At 35.8% G+C, this 20,616-nt stretch carries 20 protein-coding genes; 14 read left to right on the forward strand and 6 right to left on the reverse strand.

The genetic code is table 11. The annotated features are described in order from the left end of the window. Window positions 1-543: 543 nt before the first annotated feature. Window positions 544-987: a response regulator gene (locus tag STA7437_RS16005; RefSeq protein ID WP_015194428.1), complete on the reverse strand. Its 444-nt coding sequence runs from the start codon at window positions 985-987 to the stop codon at window positions 544-546. A 165-nt stretch (window positions 988-1,152) separates the two neighbouring features. On the opposite strand from STA7437_RS16005, the gene moaA reads away from it, so the two are divergent. Next, window positions 1,153-2,142 (forward strand): GTP 3',8-cyclase MoaA, encoded by a 990-nt coding sequence (gene moaA, locus STA7437_RS16010; protein ID WP_015194429.1) that lies wholly within the window; start codon window positions 1,153-1,155, stop codon window positions 2,140-2,142. Window positions 2,143-2,368: 226 nt separating this feature from the next. Here moaA and rpsD read toward each other — a convergent pair whose 3' ends face one another. Together rpsD and STA7437_RS16020 are read right to left on the reverse strand one after the other, a co-directional pair. Beyond that, the gene (gene rpsD / locus STA7437_RS16015) at window positions 2,369-2,977 is read right to left on the reverse strand and encodes a 30S ribosomal protein S4 (RefSeq protein ID WP_015194430.1); all 609 of its coding nucleotides are present in this window, start codon (window positions 2,975-2,977) and stop codon (window positions 2,369-2,371) included. 462 nt (window positions 2,978-3,439) lie between these two features. Next, a complete protein-coding gene (locus tag STA7437_RS16020) occupies window positions 3,440-4,186 on the reverse strand; it encodes a choice-of-anchor W domain-containing protein (RefSeq protein ID WP_015194431.1) in 747 nt (248 codons plus the stop codon). A gap of 175 nt (window positions 4,187-4,361) precedes the next feature. Between STA7437_RS16020 and STA7437_RS16025 the strand changes: the two genes are divergently transcribed. The 7 genes from STA7437_RS16025 (at window position 4,362) to glmM (ending at window position 10,817) form a co-directional block, all read left to right on the forward strand. Next, a complete protein-coding gene (locus STA7437_RS16025; RefSeq protein WP_015194432.1) occupies window positions 4,362-5,171 on the forward strand; it encodes a Tab2/Atab2 family RNA-binding protein in 810 nt (269 codons plus the stop codon). A gap of 37 nt (window positions 5,172-5,208) precedes the next feature. Then, the gene (locus STA7437_RS16030) at window positions 5,209-5,592 is read left to right on the forward strand and encodes a GxxExxY protein (protein ID WP_015194433.1); all 384 of its coding nucleotides are present in this window, start codon (window positions 5,209-5,211) and stop codon (window positions 5,590-5,592) included. A gap of 90 nt (window positions 5,593-5,682) precedes the next feature. Continuing rightward, complete coding sequence (gene cobJ / locus STA7437_RS16035) at window positions 5,683-7,545, forward strand: precorrin-3B C(17)-methyltransferase (protein ID WP_015194434.1); 1,863 nt, start codon at window positions 5,683-5,685, stop codon at window positions 7,543-7,545. A 230-nt stretch (window positions 7,546-7,775) separates the two neighbouring features. After that, a complete protein-coding gene (locus tag STA7437_RS16040) occupies window positions 7,776-8,000 on the forward strand; it encodes a Calvin cycle protein CP12 (RefSeq protein WP_015194435.1) in 225 nt (74 codons plus the stop codon). 197 nt (window positions 8,001-8,197) lie between these two features. Then, window positions 8,198-8,794 carry a DUF3177 family protein gene (locus STA7437_RS16045; protein ID WP_015194436.1) on the forward strand — a complete coding sequence of 199 codons (597 nt, stop codon included), beginning with the start codon at window positions 8,198-8,200 and terminating at the stop codon, window positions 8,792-8,794. 52 nt (window positions 8,795-8,846) lie between these two features. Beyond that, window positions 8,847-9,149: a DUF7734 family protein gene (locus STA7437_RS16050; RefSeq protein ID WP_015194437.1), complete on the forward strand. Its 303-nt coding sequence runs from the start codon at window positions 8,847-8,849 to the stop codon at window positions 9,147-9,149. Between the two features lie 243 nt (window positions 9,150-9,392). Continuing rightward, the gene (gene glmM, locus STA7437_RS16055) at window positions 9,393-10,817 is read left to right on the forward strand and encodes a phosphoglucosamine mutase (RefSeq protein WP_015194438.1); all 1,425 of its coding nucleotides are present in this window, start codon (window positions 9,393-9,395) and stop codon (window positions 10,815-10,817) included. Window positions 10,818-10,875: 58 nt separating this feature from the next. Here glmM and STA7437_RS16060 read toward each other — a convergent pair whose 3' ends face one another. After that, window positions 10,876-11,667 (reverse strand): Crp/Fnr family transcriptional regulator, encoded by a 792-nt coding sequence (locus STA7437_RS16060; RefSeq protein WP_015194439.1) that lies wholly within the window; start codon window positions 11,665-11,667, stop codon window positions 10,876-10,878. 147 nt (window positions 11,668-11,814) lie between these two features. On the opposite strand from STA7437_RS16060, the gene STA7437_RS16065 reads away from it, so the two are divergent. From STA7437_RS16065 to STA7437_RS16085, 5 genes are all read left to right on the forward strand, one after another. After that, window positions 11,815-12,855 (forward strand): sulfate ABC transporter substrate-binding protein, encoded by a 1,041-nt coding sequence (locus STA7437_RS16065; RefSeq protein ID WP_015194440.1) that lies wholly within the window; start codon window positions 11,815-11,817, stop codon window positions 12,853-12,855. 44 nt (window positions 12,856-12,899) lie between these two features. Then, window positions 12,900-13,202 carry a hypothetical protein gene (locus STA7437_RS16070; RefSeq protein WP_015194441.1) on the forward strand — a complete coding sequence of 101 codons (303 nt, stop codon included), beginning with the start codon at window positions 12,900-12,902 and terminating at the stop codon, window positions 13,200-13,202. 5 nt (window positions 13,203-13,207) lie between these two features. Further along, window positions 13,208-14,071, forward strand: coding sequence for a sulfate ABC transporter permease subunit CysT (gene cysT, locus STA7437_RS16075; protein ID WP_015194442.1), 864 nt, complete (start codon window positions 13,208-13,210; stop codon window positions 14,069-14,071). Next, window positions 14,061-14,867, forward strand: coding sequence for a sulfate ABC transporter permease subunit CysW (cysW, locus tag STA7437_RS16080; RefSeq protein WP_015194443.1), 807 nt, complete (start codon window positions 14,061-14,063; stop codon window positions 14,865-14,867). The genes cysT and cysW overlap by 11 nt, the downstream gene beginning before the upstream one ends. A gap of 115 nt (window positions 14,868-14,982) precedes the next feature. Further along, window positions 14,983-16,029, forward strand: coding sequence for a sulfate/molybdate ABC transporter ATP-binding protein (locus STA7437_RS16085; RefSeq protein WP_015194444.1), 1,047 nt, complete (start codon window positions 14,983-14,985; stop codon window positions 16,027-16,029). Window positions 16,030-16,199: 170 nt separating this feature from the next. Here STA7437_RS16085 and STA7437_RS16090 read toward each other — a convergent pair whose 3' ends face one another. Further along, window positions 16,200-17,372, reverse strand: a complete 1,173-nt coding sequence (locus STA7437_RS16090) for a histidine kinase (RefSeq protein ID WP_015194445.1) — start codon at window positions 17,370-17,372, stop codon at window positions 16,200-16,202. Window positions 17,373-17,621: 249 nt separating this feature from the next. Between STA7437_RS16090 and STA7437_RS16095 the strand changes: the two genes are divergently transcribed. Further along, window positions 17,622-19,211, forward strand: a complete 1,590-nt coding sequence (locus STA7437_RS16095; protein ID WP_015194446.1) for a glycoside hydrolase family 57 protein — start codon at window positions 17,622-17,624, stop codon at window positions 19,209-19,211. A 106-nt stretch (window positions 19,212-19,317) separates the two neighbouring features. On the opposite strand, the gene STA7437_RS16100 is transcribed toward STA7437_RS16095, so the two are convergent. After that, entirely contained in the window at window positions 19,318-20,553 is a 1,236-nt protein-coding gene (locus tag STA7437_RS16100; RefSeq protein ID WP_015194447.1) for a molybdopterin molybdotransferase MoeA, read from the reverse strand. Window positions 20,554-20,616: the final 63 nt, after the last annotated feature.

The raw sequence follows: 20,616 nt of genomic DNA on the forward strand, positions 1-20,616 counted from the left end.
GCCCTCAAAGGACGGGGACAGCTCCTTACGATTTAGGCTATTCTCAAGAGACTGAGAAGGTATGATCTCAGTTTTAGGGGTTATTGCTTCTGTCTGGATACTCACTCTTCCCTAGCTGATTTGGTTTAGATGGATAGATGAGCCACTAACCTCACCACCGATTTGCCAAGTATCCAAGCTGGGTTTGGATAACGAGTTTTCTTCAAAAGGCAAGGCTGGCAAGCTCGGTAAAAAATAATTACAAAAAATTGGCTTTTTTTCCATTGTTGGTTTTTATAAGTTACAATTACTTGGGCTTATTGTACCTATAAATAAAGCCAATAAAGATTCCTGATATTGTAGCACAAATAAGATAACCAAAGAGTAACGCAATTACATTTTTGATGATTAATCATCCATATTAGAGAATTAATCAGGGGAATAGCAAGAGCTATCATCATCAATTGCTGCCTGCAAAATTAAAGAGGCGTAAATTTGTTGAGTAATTGCTTAAGTGCCATCGAAGGCGCAGCCGAGGCGCATTTGCGTACACATTTAGCTTTGTCAATTTGTTGGTAATTGTACACATTTTAACCAAAAGCTTTCAATAGTTTTGATAATTGCTTGAAATTGCTTCAAATTACGAGGCTTGGTTAAATAACAATTAGCATCCATTTTATAGCAATCAATAATGTCTTCTTGAGTATCTGAAGTAGTTAAAATGATTACAGGAATATCCCGAAGATTTACATCTGTTTTAATTGCCGTTAAAACACCGATGCCATCTTTTTTGGGTAGATGAAGGTCTAGTAAAATTAAATTGGGACGAGGCATTTGACTATATCGACCTTCTCGGTTCAGAAAGGCTAGTGCTTCTACTCCATCTTTAACAATTTCTAAATGAGTAGTCAAATTAGCTTTTTCAAAAACTTTGGCAACCAATTGAGCATCACTGTGAGAATCTTCTACCAACAGAATTTCTATTATTTTAGATAAACTACTATTCATAGTTACTTGTTTGCTTTGAAGAGCGTATTAACCTTTTGGTTTAATACAATTGTCTTCATTTCCTCCTTAAGATGATGAATATCTGCATAATGATTTTTTCTTTGTCGATAGTTTATAGCTTAATTTTTGGGTAATTAGGGAAAGTAAGAATAAAATTTAAGATAAATGAATAAAATAGATTATTTGCGCCTAAGTTTAATTGATAAATGTAACTTTAATTGTCAATATTGTATGCCTGAAGGTAAAGACATAAATTATCTTCTAACACAAGACTTGTTAACTGATGAAGAAATTTTAATTTTAATTCGAGAAATTTTTATTCCTTTAGGATTTAGTAAATTTCGTTTAACTGGAGGTGAACCTTTATTACGTCCTGGAGTAGTTAATTTAGTTAAAGAAATTGCTTCTTTATCTGAAACGCAAGACTTAGCCATGACTACTAATGGTTTTTTATTAGCAAAGATGGCTCAAGATTTGTATGATGCTGGGTTACGGCGAATTAATATTAGTTTGGATTCTCTCAATCCCAAAACTTTTAATCGCATTATTGGTAATCGAGGTTTTGATCGTTGGAATCAAACTTGGAAAGGGATTCAAACTGCTTATCAAGTAGGTTTTGATCCTTTAAAACTAAATGTAGTTATTATTCCTGGAATCAACGACAATGAAGTATTAGATTTAGCTGCTTTAACAATTGAGCGTAATTGGCATATTCGTTTTATTGAATTTATGCCGATTGGCAACACTCAGTTATTTAATCAAGAGGCTTGGATTGCTTCAGAAGAGTTAAGAAAACAAATACGTTCTTATTGGGGTTTGGTAGAATCACAAGTACGCGGAAATGGTCCTGCTGATGTGTTTCAGATTCCTGGAGCTAAAGGAACTATAGGATTTATTTCTCAGATGTCTGAATGTTTTTGTTCGCGTTGTAATCGAATGCGCTTGTCTGCGGATGGCTGGCTTCGTCCTTGCTTGCTGAATGAAACTGGTCAAATAAATCTTAAAACTTCTCTGCGACAAGGAATGGATTTGAGTAAAATAAGGCTTAAAGTTAAAGAAATACTGGCAATTAAACCAGAGATTAATTTTGAGCAAAGGGACTCTGGTACTGAAACAGGAGTTTATACTCGCACCATGTCCCAAATTGGCGGATAAAATCAGTCAACAGCTAACATAACAGGCACAAATTCAGCAATGAAATTTGTTAATAGTTAAAATTTGAAAACAAAAAAAGCTTCCCTAGTAACTGGTGTACGGACAATTCATCAATTGGAGGGGGTGTGCCTCGAATTCACGAGTCCTGGGGCGAGAACCTGGATCGCGCCATGGAAGGACTTTTCGAGGCGTAATAAAGCCTCGTTCCTTACTGGTAACTGTAATCCTATGCCATACGAGAATAATACTCAATTACTAACAGTTCATTGATTTGTAAAGCAATCCATTCCCGTTCAATGATTCCGTTGACTTTTCCTGTAAAAGTATTTTTATCAAATTCAAGATGACTAGGTAAATTAGCCAAGCCAGGATATTCCATATTAGTTTCTACTAGACGACGAGAGCGATCGCGATCACGCACAGCAATTACATCTCCAGGACGGCATTGATAACTAGCAATGTTAACTACTCTACCATTAACCGTAATGTGACCGTGGTTAACTAACTGACGCGCTCCTGGAATCGTTCCTGCCATCCCCAACCGAAAGATCGTATTGTCTAGGCGCATTTCTAACATTTCCAACAATGCTGTTCCAGTTGAACCTGTAGCTCGACGTGCTTTGCGCACATAACGGATTAATTGTTTTTCAGTAACTCCGTAGTTGTAGCGAAGTTTCTGTTTTTCTTCTAGACGAACAGCGTATTCTGAACGTTTTTTACGAGCTTGACCATGTTGACCAGGTGGATAAGTTTTCCGAGGACTTTTACGACTTAATCCTGGCAAGCCCCCTAGACGGCGTACTACCCGTAAACGGGGACCCCGATATCGAGACATAACTTGTTTTCTCCTATCTTAATCTCTACACAATATACCCAATTTTATCATTATACAATAATCCACTGAGAATGGTTTAATTAAATCCTGGTAGATTTTTTTTAAATAAATATTGAGCAAAAAATTAATTTTTCATTTTAAATAAGTTGGGCATAATTAAAAATTAACAAACTCAAAAAGTTTTAATTTTAGTCAGGAAGTACAACGCAGTTGATTCAGTAGAAATTCCTCTGAACTTACGTTCACTTTGTCATAACTAATGTGGAAAGAATTGATTAATTTACCTTCAAATTTAGTTTAATAAACATAAAAAAAATAAATACAATGGAGGTAATTGTGTCCACTTCTAAGCTTAAATATTTATCACTGTCGTGTTCTGTGAGTTTGTTTTTTAATTAATCCAATGATTGACTAGGAAAGTCTGCTCTATTTTGTAGCCAATGAATCTTTCAACAAAATTATTTAACTATTTTTGGAACGACGACGACTAGCAGCTATTCCTAACACAGTAAGAGAAAAGAAAGAAATTGATGTAGGTTCAGGAATTTCAACATCATCGGTAATAGCTTGTGCAATAGGATCACTAAAAGTACCTACTCTAATATCGTAAGCTAAATCGAAATTAACAGGACGTTGTCCTTGCCAAGAAAAAATTTGTGTACCTGTCAAGGTAAAAGTTTGATCAATCCCAGTAATTTTCAGTAAATTTGTGTCACCATTTTTACCAAACAAATCACTATATTCCACATCACCTTCAATTTGAATATTAGTTAAAGCTAAATCAACTGCACTAGTAGAAGTAGAGGTTGCACTCAAAACCATACCATTAATATCAAGGTCACTTTCGAGAACATTAAATTTTTGTAAGGTAACTCCGCCTACTGTATAGGTTAGGTTTTTTCCATCAAATGATAAAGAAAAATCGATTTTTTCGCCATTTTTCCAGTTAAATTGTTCTGTTTTACTCGAAATGGGTTGGTTTCTTGGTTGAATAATATTTTTAATCTCTAATTCGTAACTAACATCACCATCGTCACCGATAAAACTAGAGGCACGAAACTCTTCAATAAAAGTTTTATTAGCAATATCTTTGTTTAAATCTGCCTTTGTATAACTTGAATTCAAATAAGCAGCACTGGCAATAGTATGATTAACACATAAACTAGAAATCGCTATTGACAGCGATAACAAGTATTTTTTGGTATTCATGATGTGGATTTTGTTATTCAGTTAATTTATATTTGCTTTATCAAATAATTAAAAAAATTTTATGAACTTTAAGTATTATTAGCAATACTAAAACCATTGACTTCATTAAAAATTAATATAAATATTCCTTTTTAGTAAATACAATTACTAATTTCAAGTTCAATTTAAAGATTATATGAAGATTTGGCAAGCTGATTTTTATAAATTTAGTCTTAATCAAAACAATTCTTGGCTCTGGAAATTATTGATTTGTGATCTTGAACAAAACACCGTATTTGAACAAAACTGTCAGCAAGAAGATGCTAGTGCAAATTGGCTAATTCATCAAATTAATCAAGCTGCTGGTGACAAGTTACCTGATGTAATTCAAATTTTTCGTCCTCAAGCTTTAGGATTATTTACTGTAGCAGCGCAACAACTAGGAATAAAAGTAGAAGCAACCAGACGAACGAAAATTTTAAAACAACAATTAAATAAGTATATTACTGATGCAAATTATCCTTTAGCAATTGATAGACCACCACCTCAACCTTTACCAGAAAGTCTCTGGGGAGAACAATGGAATTTTGCTACTATTACTGCTGATTCTTTATCTAATTTAATCAGCGATCGCCCTATACCTATTCTGGATACACCTACATTTCTTTTACCAATTAACTTGGGAATTGCATCTACAATTAATCTCCCTGGAGTAGTAATTTATGCAGGTAAACAATCCCTTAAATTAGCTCGTTGGTTAGCAGCAGAAAAACCTTTTTCTCTCAATTATATAGATACAGAAGCAGGCAAATCAGGAGGATTGATTTTAGAATCTGGATTAGTAGACCGTTGGATTATGACAACTTTTGAAGATGAAAAAGTGGCTCAAGCAGGAAAAATTTATGAACAAAGAAAACAATTAAGTAAAGGTTTGCATTTCTTACTAATTCAACCAGATGATTCAGGAATGACTTATACAGGTTTGTGGTTATTAAAAGAGGAATAAATTATTTATTTAAAACAAGATTAATGACAATAGAAGAATGAGTAGAAATCCCTTAGAATTAAAAAATATTGCTGATAAAATTATTGAAGGTGCCTTAAAAGTTAGTGGGATTTTAGGAGCAGGATTTGTAGACAAAGTTTACGAAAGAGCTTTGTTATATGAATTAGAAAAAAAACGACTGCAAATAGAAGTTCAGTATCCAATGAATGTTTATTATGAAGGAATTATTGTGGGAGACTTTGTAGCAGATATTTTAGTACAAAATTGTATTTTAGTAGAAATTGAAGCAGTTGCTTCTTTAACAGAGCATCATAAACAAAAATGTCTGAATTATCTTAAAGCCAGCGAATTAGAACTTTGTTTACTTATAAATTTTGGTAGTTACGAATTACAAGTAGAAACAATTATGTTAAGTTTTTAACGAAGGGCAAAAGAAGAAAAACGAAGCTTAAAGATATGATAAATAATTGAATTTAATTAATCGGATTCAAAAAAATCATTTAACTGCTCTGTGAATAATTCTTGTTTTTCTCAATTTCAACCCCTAGCTGCGATCGCTACTACACCTCAAAGTGCTTCAATTCTTCAACATCTTCACTCAAATCTAGAACTAGAGCTTTGGTTACCTCAATCCTTAGAGGGGACTGAAAATACCCGATTTTATCAAACCAATTTAAGCGAACATCTCACTAACATTTGGCACGAATACCGTGCCTTTGTCTTTTGTTTAGCTACAGGTGCGGTAGTACGTTTAATTGCACCTTTAATCGAAAGTAAAGCAACTGATCCTGCGGTAGTAGTCATTGATGCCCAAGGGCGTTTTGTGATTAGTCTTTGTAGCGGACATCAAGGAGGAGCAGATCTTCTGGCTCAATTAATTGCCCAACAAATCGGCGCACAATCGATCATTACAGGGGCATCAGATAGTTTAAGACTACCTAAAATAGATCTATTAGGTTTACCCTACGGCTGGCGCAAAGGAGATGGAGATTGGACAGGGGTAATGGCTGCCATTGCCAAAAACCAAACTGTACAGATAATTCAAGAAGTAGGCTCAACTTTATGGCAACAAAATCTACCCGATGGACATCCTTTTTATTTCGGATTTCCTGAAGCGAATCAACAGTTTCAACCTCAAGGGCGGATTTGGATTAGTGCCACTCAAAGACGTTTTGCTTCCAACTCCGATTTTCCCAAAGTACAATGGCATCCGAGAGTATTATGGATAGGAATTGGTTGTGAACGAGGAACATCAGCCCAACTAATCGAAACCGCAATTACCGATACTCTACAAAAATACCATCTTTCATCCAAAGCGATCGCGGGTATCGCAACTATCGATCTCAAAGCTGATGAAGTAGGTATTTTAGAATTATGTCAAAGTTGGAACTTACCATTAAGAACTTTTTCTGCCCAACAATTATCCCCAATAGACATTCCTAACCCTTCCGAAATTGTTCAACAAGAAGTTGGTACTCCCAGTGTCGCTGAAGCAGCAGCTATCTTAGCCAGCAACACAGACAATTCCTTAATAGTTGCTAAACAAATCATTAAACTTCCCCATCAATCTGGTGCAGTTACAGTAGCAATTGCTCAACCAGAACAAGAATACATTGGTCGTCAAGGTAAACTGTATTTAGTTGGAATTGGACCTGGTAGTCTAGAACAAATTACACCAGCAGCAAAAACTGCGATTATCCAAGCCGATGTAGTAATTGGTTATTCTCTTTATCTTGACCTGATCAAACCATTATTGCGTCCAGAACAAATTATTGAATCTTTTCCTATTACTCAAGAAAAACAAAGAGCGCAAAGAAGCAGAGAATTAGCTCAATGGGGTTTGACTGTCGCCGTAATTTCTTCAGGAGACTGTGGTATTTATGGTATGGCTGGTTTAGTCTTAGAAGAACTTCAAGCCGAAGATTGGGATGGTAAAAACCCTGTAGTAGAAGTTTTTCCTGGAATTTCTGCTCTTCAAGCAGCAGCAGCTAGAGTAGGCGCACCCTTGATGCACGATTTTTGTGCGATTAGTCTTAGTGATTTACTTACACCTTGGCAAGTGATTCAAAAACGTTTAGAAGCAGCAGCACAAGGGGATTTTGTGACAGCGATTTACAATCCTCGTTCTCAAAAACGTACCCAACAGATTGTTACTGCCCAAGAAATATTTTTGAAATATCGTCGCAACGACACTCCTGTAGCTCTTGTTAGTTCTGCTTATCGTTTGAATGAAACAATCAACATTACTACCCTGAAAGAAATGTTAAAACATCCTATCGATATGCTAACAATTATTATTATTGGGAATAGTAGTACTCGCCGTCATACTGATTGGGTTATTACCCCTAGAGGCTACTTGGGATTTGATGGTTAAATTAAAATTGTTATTGACGACTAAAAACTAAATTCCGTCTTAATGGAGATAAACGCTATTATAAAGCCAAGTACAATAGAAAACTGTAGATAAATAAACTATTTGTCTTCAAGAACTACCTTACAATTATTGGTTATTCAAGGTGTCACTTAAGATATTCAAGGTCGACAGTGACAGAAGAAAATAGTAAATTTTAATAAATCAATAAATAGAGTGTAACAAGAGGAATAATGAGCAATATACAAGAGCAAATTGAACAAGAAAAAGCACAAGCCAAAGCAGTTTGTGATCTTGAAGGAGCAACCTCTGGGGAATGTGCAGCAGCTTGGGATGCGGTTGAAGAACTACAAGCAGAAGCATCTCATCAACGTCAAAAACATCCAGAAAAAACCTCTCTAGAACAATACTGCGATAACAACCCTGATGCCTTAGAATGTCGAGTTTACGACGATTAATTACGCAAAAAAAACTTAATCAAGGGTGTTTTTAAAAGTAACGCCCTGTTAATAACTTAAATCAACCTTAAGTTTTTTCAGAAATAATTGGATTAAAGTGGGAGTCTTACAATTAGATTCCCACTTTTGTTTTTTTTGGTTAGCTTGCTTTGATGCTCGTAGAATAATCTAAAGTTGCAATTAAATTAGAAAAATATATGAATCAAATCTGGTTTCGACCTTTGGTGTGGATGGATTATCGTTTAGCCGTAGTATTTACAGTAGTTTTACCATTAATGCTTTTATTTTGGGCTATTTTTCAAAAGAAAGAAGCGATCGTAAAATTACTGATCATCTACTGGCGAGTCGCAAGTCTCTTAATGATCACCATTTATTTATTGATTCCTGGTTGGAGAATTGGCTTTTTTACAGGAATTTTTGCTCGACTGCTAATTATTATTGCCCTTTGGTTTTGGGTAGATTTAAATGAAGAGATTAGAGATTTGCCTAAAAGAACCCTTAAGATCGCTTTTACCTCCTGGCGTTGGGCAACCACTATTTACTGTTTTTTAGGAATATTGGCAAGTCTTCTTTTTATTCCTTGTGGGTTGTCTGCAAGCAAATTAAATACGCCTTTTTGTCAAGTTTGGTTGGAAGCACCGCAATTTTATCGAACTATGTTTCATAACAAACCTGATAACGAAGGGTTTTTAGGATTTATGGGGATGGTAGGTTTAACTATCTACTTACTTTATTTGCTGTACTTTGTCTTGGTTAGGCTAGGAAAACAAGGACGTTCTGCTCTTGAACAATAAATTTACTCTTTGAGATTAATTAAATTGATTATTCTACGGAATATTTATTTCTATGTCAGCACCAATCGGTTTTCGTTTAGAAAAGTATGGACGTAAACATCCAGAAGAAGTTTTAATTGTCAATCTTCAAAAAGCTTCTGGTGAACCAGACACAGTGCTAATTTATAACGGTTATTCTAGTTCTTTAATGCACTCTACTATTTACGATCCAGATATACCACTTATAACAAAAGAAGACCAAATTATATCGATTGATCGTTTGGCTAGTCCTTACGATCCTGTTCAACCTAATTACCTACAAACTGGTTTAACCAGGCAAGAGATGGAACAATTACTTCTCCAAGAAAATATTTAAGTTGTTGCTAGGCGGATAAAATATTAATCATAGTTTGGGTAGGTAGATTTACTAAATCTTTAGTGATTATTACTTAGATTTTCAACAAACTTTACCCAAAATTAAAAATTATCGCTTAACTTGGGATTGATGATGTAGTTACAGAAGTTGAATTGTCAGAATTTAAACTCTGTAATTTTTTTGTCTTGATAAAATTATGAGCTATGATGTCATATTTAAATATTTAAAGAGGAGTTTAGTGGTGTGAGTTATCCTCAAGTTGATTTATTAAAACCAATTCAAAAAACTAATATATTACCTACAACCCCCTTGTTTGGGACAGATGGAATTAGAAGTAAAGCAGGAGAACTTTTAAATGCTTCTTTTGCTTTGCAATTAGGTTATTGGGCTGGTCAAGTTTTACAGGAAAATGCTTCTAATTTTGGACCAATTATTATTGGACAAGATTCGAGAAATTCTAGCGATATGCTAGCAATGGCGATCGCAGCAGGTTTGACTTCTGCAGGTTTGGAAGTTTGGCATTTGGGTTTATGTCCTACTCCTTGTGTGGCTTCTGTTACTCGTATGAGTGAAGCGATCGGGGGTATTATGATTTCTGCTAGTCATAACCCACCAGAAGACAATGGAATCAAATTTTTTGGTGGTGAAGGAACTAAGCTAGATGAGGTTCTTACTGCGAAAATTGAAGCGAAATTGAGGACTGCCTATAATCAACTTTCCTTCAATTCTGTAGGATTAGGTTGGGGCAAATTCTATTATCGTCCCGATTTGGTAAATAATTATCATCAATATCTAGCTAATTCGTTGCCAAAAAATTCCGATTTTCAAAAGCTGCGGATTGTTTTAGATTTGGCTTGGGGTGCATCGGTTCAAGTAGCACCAGCTATTTTTAAACAATTAGGCGCAGAAGTAATTAGTCTACATGAGCAACCTAACGGCGATCGCATTAATGTCAATTGTGGTTCAACTCATCTCAATGTTTTACAAGATGCTGTCCAAAATTATCAAGCAGATTTAGGTTTTGCTTTTGATGGTGACGCCGACCGTGTCATGGCGGTGGATGCTCAGGGTAGAGTAGTAGACGGAGATTATATTCTTTATTTTTGGGGCAATCAACTTAAAGATAAACAACAATTACCAGATAATTTAATTATTGCTACTGTGATGGCTAATCTCGGTTTTGAGCGAGCTTGGCAAAAAATCGGTGGTAAACTCACTAGAACCTCTGTTGGCGATCGCTACGTACAAGCTGAGATGTGGCGTACAGGGGCAATGCTGGGAGGCGAACAATCTGGTCATATTCTTTGTCATCATCACAGCATTTCTGGAGATGGAGTTCAGACTGCTTTACATTTAACTAGTTTAATCAGTCAGTCTGGTTTATCTTTATCTCAATTAGTAGATAGTAGTTTTCAAACCTATCCCCAATTATTACGCAATGTCCGAGTCGAAGACCGCGATCGCCGTTGTCACTGGCAAGAATGTCAGCCTTTACAACAAGCTATTACTCTAGCAGAAACAGCAATGGGCGATCAAGGAAGGATTTTAGTTCGTGCTTCTGGGACTGAACCTGTCATTCGCGTAATGGTTGAAGCAGTCAACCAAGAGCTTACTACCTATTGGACTAATCAATTAGTTAGTGTCGTTGAAAAACATTTAGCTGCCTAATTTCAGTGATCAGTCACTGGTAACTGGTGTAGAGACGTAACATGTTACGTCTCTACTGTTAACGTAACGGCCACCAAGCAACCTTATCTCTAGTGGCTGAATATACTTCTTTTAATCCTTCTGGAGAAATTACACGAATGATATCCCCAGACAAATCAGTACTTTTAGCTGATTGAATTAAATCTACTTTTTGCATTCCTTTGAGTACTTGTTCGACAGTGCGCTGATTAAGCTGACAAGCACGAGCAATAATATCTACTGGTAAATCAAACACATAAACTCCATCTTGATCGGGTTGATTACCTAATTCTCTTTCTTGATAAATTAAAGCTCTTAGTAAAGAGGCTACTGCTTGAGGAGGATAAGTACTGCAATTGAGTAGATGGTATTGAAATTTTTCTCTCAACTCAAATAATAAACGATAGCGATCGCGAAAAGTCTCGTTTTCTTGATACAGTTTTTCCACTGTTGCTAAAGGAATTTTTAGCACATGAGTAGTTTTATAAGCTTCGATCAGAGTAGGAAAAGCTCTCGTTGCTAATCCATAACTAAAAGATAAATTTCTTTCGCCAAAACAACTTCCTGGATAAGTAATTGCCACAATTCTATCTAACGGTGCGCTTCGAGCAATTACGATTCCTTCGTCAAGAATTACATAAAGTACGTCAATAGATTCTTCTGGCAAAAAAGCGGTATAAATCGGGCGATTAGAAAATAGTTTTTCAACCTTGAGGCTTTGAGAAGGAAGTAATTGTTTGAGCCAGTCTTGATCTAAGCCTTTAAACAAATAGTTTCTACTTACTAACTGCTCGATGGGATTAATTTTGGGCTGTTTTGTTGCTTTTGCCATAGCTCATATCTATACGGTCTTGCTTATTTCTATCATCCCATAAGCCTATATTTTTGCTCTACAAGTAAAATTGAATTTTAAATGTATTGCAATTCAAATTAATCTAGATTATGATGTCATCAGCAAACAAACAAAAATAAAACATAAATGAAAAAGACAAAACGCCGAAGTTTTTTAGGTTGGATGTTTGTAGGATTATTGACGAGTAGTGCGATCGCTGGTTGTTCTTCTGCGCAGAGTGAATCTGAAACGAACCAATCAGAAGTCAAACTAACTTTGGTTTCCTATGCTGTTACTCAAAGTGCTTACGAGCAGATTATTCCTCAATTTGCTCAAGAGTGGAAAGCCAAAACTGGACAAGACGTAGTGATTGAACAAAGTTATGGTGGTTCTGGTTCTCAGACTCGTGCAGTAATAGATGGTTTAGAAGCAGATGTAGTTGCTTTAGCTTTGGCTTTAGATACCAAAAAAATTGAGGAAGCAGGATTAATTGAACCTGGTTGGGAACAGGAATTACCTAATGATTCGATCGTTCATAAGTCTGTGGTGGCTTTAGTTAAACGTGATGACAATGTTAAAGTTTCTCAGTGGTCAGATTTAGCTAAGGATGGGATTCAACCTATTACTGCTAATCCTAAAACTTCTGGAGGTGCCAGATGGAATTTTCTCGCTCTTTGGGGTGCAGTATCTCAAGCCGGCGGTAGCGAACAAGAGGCAGAATTATTTACAGAAAAAGTTTTAAAAAACGTACCTATTTTACCTAAAGATGCTAGAGAATCAAGTGAAGTTTTTTATCAACAAGGACAAGGAAATATTTTAATTAACTACGAAAATGAAGTTGTTTTAGCGCAGCAAAAAGGCGAATCTTTACCTTATGTAATTCCTACTGATTACAATATTTCAATTGATAGTCCTGTAGCAGTTGTTGATGCCAATGTTGATAAACATGGTACTAGAGAAGTAGCGCAAGCTTTTGCAGAATTTTTGTTTACTCCAGAAGCACAAAGAGAATTTGCCAAAGTTGGTTTTCGTCCTGTTGATCAAACCGTAGCTAAAGAATTTACTAATCAATATCCTGAAATTAAAAATTTATTTACCGTTCAAAATTTAGGTGGTTGGGACAAAATTCAAACCAAGTTCTTCGATGATGGAGCAGTATTTGATAAGTTGATGAACAAGGTTAATTAAAAGTAAATGGATTGATTTTATTTGAATTATTAAGGATAGTAGTCATGAATAATCGATCGCAATCTTCATTGTTTAAGTTAAATAAAAACCAAATAGCTACTATTGGTTTAATCATTAAAATTCCCAAAGATTATCTTCCAGGAAAAGTCATTATTAATCTGGTTGCTTTAATGCAAATTAAATTAAATTTGGTAGGAATGATAGCTGGAACTGAAACAGATCAGTTTAACTGGCTTTCTTTAAAAGCTACAGGCACAATGGATAATTTAATTAACTCTTTAATTTATTTAAACAGTTTAAAAATAGAAACTAGTTTTTTGAATTTTAATCAAAATCATGATAATTAAAAATTATGACAAATTATAAAATAGATTTTATTAATAATTTTAGCACATCAAAATCAACCAGCAATTTTTGGAAACGAATTTCATATCCTTGGTTGTTAACTATAGTTTATCTAAGCTTAATTTTACTTTTACCTATCACAGCTTTAATTACCAAATCTTCAACTTTAGGTATCACAAAATTTTGGCAAACTGCTACAGAACCTGTTGCTCTCTCTGCTTATGAAGTTACTTTTGTAACTGCTTTAGCTGCTGGTTTAATTAATGGTATTATGGGAACTTTAATAGCCTGGATTTTAGTTCGTTATCAATTTCCTGGCAAAAAAATTGTTGACGCAGCGATCGATATTCCTTTTGCTTTACCAACCTCAGTAGCAGGTTTAGTGTTAGCAACTATTTATAGTCATAATGGTTGGATTGGACAATTATTTGCACCTTTTGGCATCAAAATTGCCTTTACTCGTTTAGGGGTTTTTGTTGCTATGTTATTTATTTCTTTACCTTTTGTAGTTCGTACTCTGCAACCAGTTTTACTCGAAATTGAACCGGAAGTTGAACAAGCTGCTTGGTCATTAGGTGCATCAGATTCTCAAACTTTTTGGCGAGTGATTTTACCACCATTAATTCCTCCAATTTTGACAGGAATTGCTCTTGGTTTTTCACGTGCTGTAGGTGAATATGGCTCGGTAGTAATGGTAGCTTCGAGTCTTCCTTTTAAAGATTTAATTGCACCAGTTTTAGTATTTCAAAAATTAGAACAATACGACTATACAGGAGCGACCGTGATTGGCACAGTTTTATTATTAGCTTCTTTAGGATTATTACTATTAATTAATCTCCTTCAACAGTGGAGTCGTCGTTATGCCCAATAAAAATAAAATAGCTTATGTCTTAATCGCTATTGCCCTATTTTATCTATTATTACTATTATTTATTCCTGCCATTGCCATTTTTTACGAAGCATTTCATCAAGGATTTAATGCTTTTTTAAGTTCAATTAGTAAAAGGGAATTTTGGCAAGCTTTACAACTAACTCTAATTGTAGTCGCGATCACAGTTCCTTTAAATACTATTTTTGGTCTTTGTGCTGCCTGGGTAATTGCTCGCAATAAATTTCGAGGTCGTACTTTACTTTTAAGTGTGATTGATTTACCTTTTTCCATTTCTCCTGTAGTAGCTGGTTTAATGATCGTTTTACTGTATGGGCGTAATGGTTGGTTTGGTGGTTTACTAGCAAATCTCGATCTTAAAATTGTTTTTGCTCTTCCAGGAATAGTAATCGCTACAGCCTTTGTTACTTTACCTTTTGTTACCCGTGAAGTTATCCCTATTTTAGAAGAAATTGGTGAAGAACAAGAAACCGCAGCCCGAACTTTAGGCGCAAATGATTGGCAAGTTTTTGCTCGTGTTACTTTACCTAGTATTCGTTGGGGTTTACTTTATGGTGTTCTTTTAACTAATGCTAGAGCAATGGGTGAATTTGGAGCAGTTGCAGTTGTCTCAGGCAGTATTTTAGGAAAAACAGCTACTCTACCCATTTTTGTTGAACAAGCTTATAAAAATTATCAAACTGAAGCAGCATTTAGTGCAGCAGCCATTCTTGCTTTATTAGGCGTATTCACCCTCATTTTCAAAGAAATTCTCGAAGCTAGAACTAAGTTCAGTTAGCAGTGACAGTGACCAGTTAGTAATTACTAATTATTAGGGACAAACAATCAACCTCACCGAAGGTGCGCGGAGCGACCAACAATCAACCATCAACAATTAACCAAAGACAAACTTTATGAGTATCACCGTCAGCCAAGTATCCAAAAAATTCGGTAATTTCCAAGCTTTAGACCAAATTGATTTAACAGTCGAACCAGGAACTTTAGTTGCATTACTCGGGCCTTCGGGTTCAGGAAAATCTACCCTTTTAAGAACCATTGCTGGTTTAGAAACTCCAGATACAGGTAAAATAACCATCAATCATCGTGATGCTACTCACCTCGATATTAGAAAGCGAAATATTGGTTTTGTTTTTCAACATTATGCTCTTTTTAAACATCTCACCGTCAGACAAAATATTGCGTTTGGTTTAGATATTCGCAAAAAACCTCGCAAACTAATCAAACAAAAAGTAGAAGAACTTCTCGAACTAATTCAACTCCAAGGCTTTGGCGATCGCTATCCGAGTCAATTATCTGGCGGACAAAGACAACGAGTTGCTTTAGCCCGCGCTTTGGCCGTACAACCAGAAGTATTACTCCTCGATGAACCTTTTGGGGCATTAGATGCCAAAGTTAGACAAGAATTACGCAATTGGTTACGTCGTCTTCATGATGAAGTTCATCTTACCAGTCTTTTTGTTACCCATGACCGTGAAGAAGCAATGGCAGTAGCAGATAAAATTGTCGTGATGAACCAAGGTAGAATCGAACAAATTGGCACTCCCGCAGAAGTATATGATCGTCCTGCTAATCCTTTTGTGATGAGTTTTGTTGGCGAAGTCAACATCATTCCTGACACCCTTGCCGTTTTCAACAAAGGCTATTTACCTTCTTCTTCTCTACCAGCATTTATTCGTCCCCACGATTTTGAAGTTAATAACCTACCTACAAAAAATAGTATTCCTGCCACTCTTAAACGAATCACTCATTTAGGTTGGGAAATTCAATTAGAATTAGTTTTACCAGGTGATTTAACAGTCACAGCCCATTTAAGTCGAGAAAAATTTACTCAACTCGATCTTGAACTAGGACAAGAAGTTTATCTCCAACCCCGCCAAGTTCAACGTTTTGAAGAAGAGCAGCATCATGCCTACTTAACTGCTAACAATCAAATACTGTAAGTTCATTCTCACTTTAAATATTAGGGTTTTTGTGTTGATGGTTGATTATTTATTGCTATTTATCAATCATCAACTTTTTTTCTCGGATCGAACTTGCGTTTAAGTTGATATCTATGGGGTGTCAACTGGTAACTGATAACTGATAACTGATAACTGATAACTGATAACTGCTAACGATACGCTGGCAAAGTAAAATGAAAACAACTGCCACCACCAGGGACACTATCTACCCAAATTTGACCGTAGTGAGAGTTAATAATTTTACGACAAAGAGACAAACCTAAACCATAACCCTCTTTAGAACGATCGCGTTTTAAGCGAAAATGACCTTCAAAAATTCGTTCTTGTTTTGCTGCTGGAATGCCCGGCCCATTATCACAAAGACTTAACTGAACTTTTTGACTGGTGCGATGCAAGATCGATAAATTAATTTTTCCTTCTTCTGGAGTGTATTTAATCGCATTCTCTAGTAAATTAATAATTACTTGACGCACTAACTCTTCATCAGCATAGACAGCAGGTACATCTTGAGGAATATCTGCCGTCAATTGTTGAGATTTTTCGGTCATGCGATCGCTAAATTGACTAATAATATCTTTGCATAAAGGTTGTAAGTATAATTTTGATGGTTCTATTTGTAGTTGAGAACCAACATTTTTAGAGGCTTGTAATAAATCAGCGATCATTTTATTCATGATCTGGAATTGCTTTCTTGCCTGTTTAAATAATTGACCTCTAAGTTTTTGCGCTTTTTCTTGGTCTGGTTGAGAAAAGGATATTTCTAAAGTTTCTACTGCGATCGAAGCTGCTGTTAAAGGACTACGAAGATCATGAGCTAGCATCGCTAAAATTTGTTCTTTGAAACGCAGTTGCTCTTGAAGTTCTTCTTTTTCTCTTTGTAGAGTAAAAATTTTATCAGATAATCGAATTAATTCTGCTGAATATTTTACAGAATTATCTTCACCAACATACGAATATTTTTCTTCTTCTGAAATTTGTTCTTGTAAATTTACTTGTACTGAAGTTTGCCATCGAGGCCACCATTGTTGTAATTGATCGATTAAATTACTCCCAGTTAGAGTTTGTCTTGGCAAGGGATTGATCTTGACTAAAGCGGGAGTCGCAATCAACTTAAAATGTTCTACCAAATGAGGTTGTTTGCCGATTTCAATGACTTGTAACTCAAAAGGATATTCAGCTTGTAAATTTTCTAAATAAGTTTTGACACGTCTAATATACTCTTGAGAAGTAGGATGTTCATTAACAAACAAAAGTAACTGGAGCGTTTCTGGTTTAGAAACATCTTGGTTAAATCCTATCTGCTGACTGTCAGATTGCAACACTATATGAGACAACTAAAAAACTTCAAGAGAGATTGAGTTTTGATACTTGACTAACAATACTTTAACGATAGATTGTATTTTAATATTTATTTAATAAATTTGGAAATATTTACTCCCATATTGATCAATGTATTCAAGACTTCCTGTTTTTAACCGAACTTTATGTTAGATAATCTTAAGATATTATAAACCTTATCTAATTTACCCTAGCCTCTTACTCATCAAAAAAAATATCGCGGAAATATTATCATGGCTCTTGGTTATCTTGCTCTTGTTCTTCACGCCCATTTACCCTTTGTCAGGCATCCAGAAAGCGATTATGTTTTAGAAGAAGAATGGCTATTTGAAGCTATTACTGAAACTTACATTCCTTTACTCCACGTTTTTGAAAATTTAAAGCGAGACGGAATCGATTTCAAAATGACCATGAGTATGACACCTCCTTTGGTGTCAATGCTGCGAGATCCTCTTCTGCAAGAACGCTATGATGATCATTTGGCTCTTTTACAAGAATTAGCAGAAAAAGAAATTGATCACAACGAACATAATGGTCACATTTGTTATCTTGCTGAACATTATGCTAACTCTTTTAGTCAAATTCGTCACACTTGGGAGCGTTATAACCGCGATTTAGTTACAGCTTTTAAACAATTTCTTGATAGTAATAACCTCGACATCATTACTTGTGGAGCTACTCATGGTTATCTTCCTCTAATGAAGATGTATCCAGAAGCAGTTTGGTCACAAATAAAAGTCGCTTACGAACATTACGAAGAAAATTTTGGTCGTCCACCAAAAGGAATTTGGTTGCCAGAATGTGCCTACTATGAAGGATTAGAGCGAATGCTAGCAGATGCAGGTTTGCGCTATTTCCTGATGGATGGACATGGTTTACTTTATGCTCGTCCTCGTCCTCGTTTTGGTACTTATGCACCTATCTTTACTGAATCTGGAGTAGCTGCTTTTGGTCGAGACCACGAGTCTTCTCAACAAGTATGGTCTTCTCAAGTGGGTTATCCAGGGGATCCTGAATATCGAGAGTTTTATAAGGATTTGGGTTGGGAAGCGGAATATGAATATATTAAGCCCTATATTATGCCTAATGGTCAAAGGAAAAATACAGGGATTAAATATCATAAAATCACGGCTCGGGACGGAGGGTTATCGGAAAAAGCTCTTTACGATCCTTATTGGGCAAGAGAAAAAGCAGCCGAACACGCAGGGAATTTTATGTACAATCGGGGGCAACAAATTCAGCATTTAGCTGGAGTTATGCAACGTCCTCCTATTGTAATTTCTCCTTACGATGCAGAATTATTCGGTCACTGGTGGTATGAAGGTCCTTGGTTTATTGATTTTCTCTTCCGCAAAGTTTGGTATGACCAAAATACTTTTGAGATGACTCATCTTTCTGATTATTTGTGTCAAAATCCGACTCAGCAGGTTGCTCGTCCTTCTCAATCTAGTTGGGGTTACAAGGGATTCCACGAATATTGGCTTAATGAAACCAATGCTTGGATTTATCCTCATTTGCACAAGGCAGCCGAACGAATGATTAAACTTGCTTGTCGTGAACCAATAGATGAGTTGGAATGGCGAGCTTTGAATCAAGCAGCCAGAGAGTTGCTCTTAGCACAATCTTCGGACTGGGCGTTTATTATGCGCACTGGAACTATGGTACCATATGCAGTACGACGGACGCGATCGCATTTGTTACGTTTTAACAAACTCTATGAAGATATCCTGATTGGAAAAATTGACTCTGGTTGGTTAGAGAAAGTAGCAGAAATCGATAATATCTTCCCAAGTATCAATTATCGGGTTTATCGTCCTCTTTAATAATTAATTGATTCTCTCCAAACTAAATAGTGTTGATTTAGCGAGTTTAATGATTGTTTCAATCTATTTCAATGGCTCGCTTTTTCTTGTCTGATATTTTTTCTATTTAAAAATAATTAACTTGCATAACTTCCACTTGTTCCCCAGCAGCAATCTCAGTTTGACCAATGGGAATTACTGCCAAACTATTGGTTTGTGCCAAGTTAATTAAATTACCTGAACTGTGACTACCACCAGCTAAAGCAAATTCGTAAATACCATCAACTAAATGTAATTTTCCCCAAAGATAGGTTTCTCTTTTTCCTCCAGCCACCAAGCGATCGCGATTACGTGCTTTAATAAATGTAGGTTGCCAATTATCTTTTAATCCTGATAATTTTTTTAAGGCTGGTTGAACAAAACGCCAACAACTGACTAAGGCTGAAACGGGATTACCAGGAATACCAAAATAAACGCAACCATTGGCAAATTTAGCTACAGTTAAAGGTTTTCCAGGTTTAACCGCCACCGAACTAATCTGAATTTCTCCCCCTAATTGAGCTAGAATCTGTTCGACATAATCATAGTCACCTACCGAAACACCACCAGTAGATAGAACTAAATCGGCTGATTCAATTGCCGAAGAGATCGCCTTAATTAACTGTTGACAATCATCGGGAATAATTCCCAACTTAATCGGAATACCACCATTAGTGGTTACAAAACTAGCTAAGGCATACTGATTAGAATCAACAATTTGCCCTGGTTGAATCGGTTGCTTCGGTGTAATTAGTTCATCTCCTGTAGATAAAATGGCTACTTTGGGACGACGATAAACTGGTAACTTTGTACATTGGGCTGTAGCTAAAACCGCTATCTCAGGAGCGTTGATTATAATTCCAGGTGGTAACATCTCTTCTCCTGCCCGATAAAAAGAGCCTCGATGACGCACAAACTCTTTGGGTTGTGGGGCAGCAAAAATTTTGACTTGATTTCCTTCTCTCGTTGTATTTTCTTGAATCACAATCGTATCAGCCCCTGCTGGCATCATTGCCCCTGTAAAGATTCGGGCTGCTTGTCCCGATTTAATGGTAGTTTTTGGTTGGTAACCAGCAGGAATTTCTTCGACAATTTCTAAAAGTTTGGGATGTTCGTTATTACAGTTTTTAACATCTTCATAGCACACTGCATAACCATCCATAGCAGAGTTATCCCAATCAGGAAAATCCAATTTACTACTGACTGATGCTGCCAAAATCCGTAAAGGAGCAACTTCTAAATCAACAATTTCTACATCTTGTGAGGAACTTAAAGGTTGAACTAAATTGAGAATAATAGCTTCTGCTTGTTTGGCTGATAGCATGGATGGATAACTTAAGAATTACTTGCTTTAATCAATTTAACAAATATCTCAAAAGCGATCGCT

The organism is Stanieria cyanosphaera PCC 7437 (assembly GCF_000317575.1).
GTDB lineage: Bacteria > Cyanobacteriota > Cyanobacteriia > Cyanobacteriales > Xenococcaceae > Stanieria > Stanieria cyanosphaera.

Excerpts from the sequence above, each read along its gene's own strand:
- cysW (WP_015194443.1), top strand. The coding sequence starts at position 14,061 with ATGCCCAATAAAAATAAAATAGCTTATGTCTTAATCGCTATTGCCCTA.
- STA7437_RS16050 (WP_015194437.1), top strand. The coding sequence starts at position 8,847 with ATGTCAGCACCAATCGGTTTTCGTTTAGAAAAGTATGGACGTAAACAT.
- STA7437_RS16005 (WP_015194428.1), bottom strand. The coding sequence starts at position 987 with ATGAATAGTAGTTTATCTAAAATAATAGAAATTCTGTTGGTAGAAGAT.
- STA7437_RS16095 (WP_015194446.1), top strand. The coding sequence starts at position 17,622 with ATGGCTCTTGGTTATCTTGCTCTTGTTCTTCACGCCCATTTACCCTTT.
- moaA (WP_015194429.1), top strand. The coding sequence starts at position 1,153 with ATGAATAAAATAGATTATTTGCGCCTAAGTTTAATTGATAAATGTAAC.
- STA7437_RS16025 (WP_015194432.1), top strand. The coding sequence starts at position 4,362 with ATGAAGATTTGGCAAGCTGATTTTTATAAATTTAGTCTTAATCAAAAC.
- STA7437_RS16065 (WP_015194440.1), top strand. The coding sequence starts at position 11,815 with ATGAAAAAGACAAAACGCCGAAGTTTTTTAGGTTGGATGTTTGTAGGA.
- STA7437_RS16030 (WP_015194433.1), top strand. The coding sequence starts at position 5,209 with ATGAGTAGAAATCCCTTAGAATTAAAAAATATTGCTGATAAAATTATT.
- STA7437_RS16060 (WP_015194439.1), bottom strand. The coding sequence starts at position 11,667 with ATGGCAAAAGCAACAAAACAGCCCAAAATTAATCCCATCGAGCAGTTA.
- STA7437_RS16020 (WP_015194431.1), bottom strand. The coding sequence starts at position 4,186 with ATGAATACCAAAAAATACTTGTTATCGCTGTCAATAGCGATTTCTAGT.
- STA7437_RS16070 (WP_015194441.1), top strand. The coding sequence starts at position 12,900 with ATGAATAATCGATCGCAATCTTCATTGTTTAAGTTAAATAAAAACCAA.
- rpsD (WP_015194430.1), bottom strand. The coding sequence starts at position 2,977 with ATGTCTCGATATCGGGGTCCCCGTTTACGGGTAGTACGCCGTCTAGGG.
- STA7437_RS16085 (WP_015194444.1), top strand. The coding sequence starts at position 14,983 with ATGAGTATCACCGTCAGCCAAGTATCCAAAAAATTCGGTAATTTCCAA.
- STA7437_RS16100 (WP_015194447.1), bottom strand. The coding sequence starts at position 20,553 with ATGCTATCAGCCAAACAAGCAGAAGCTATTATTCTCAATTTAGTTCAA.
- cysT (WP_015194442.1), top strand. The coding sequence starts at position 13,208 with ATGACAAATTATAAAATAGATTTTATTAATAATTTTAGCACATCAAAA.
- STA7437_RS16040 (WP_015194435.1), top strand. The coding sequence starts at position 7,776 with ATGAGCAATATACAAGAGCAAATTGAACAAGAAAAAGCACAAGCCAAA.
- STA7437_RS16045 (WP_015194436.1), top strand. The coding sequence starts at position 8,198 with ATGAATCAAATCTGGTTTCGACCTTTGGTGTGGATGGATTATCGTTTA.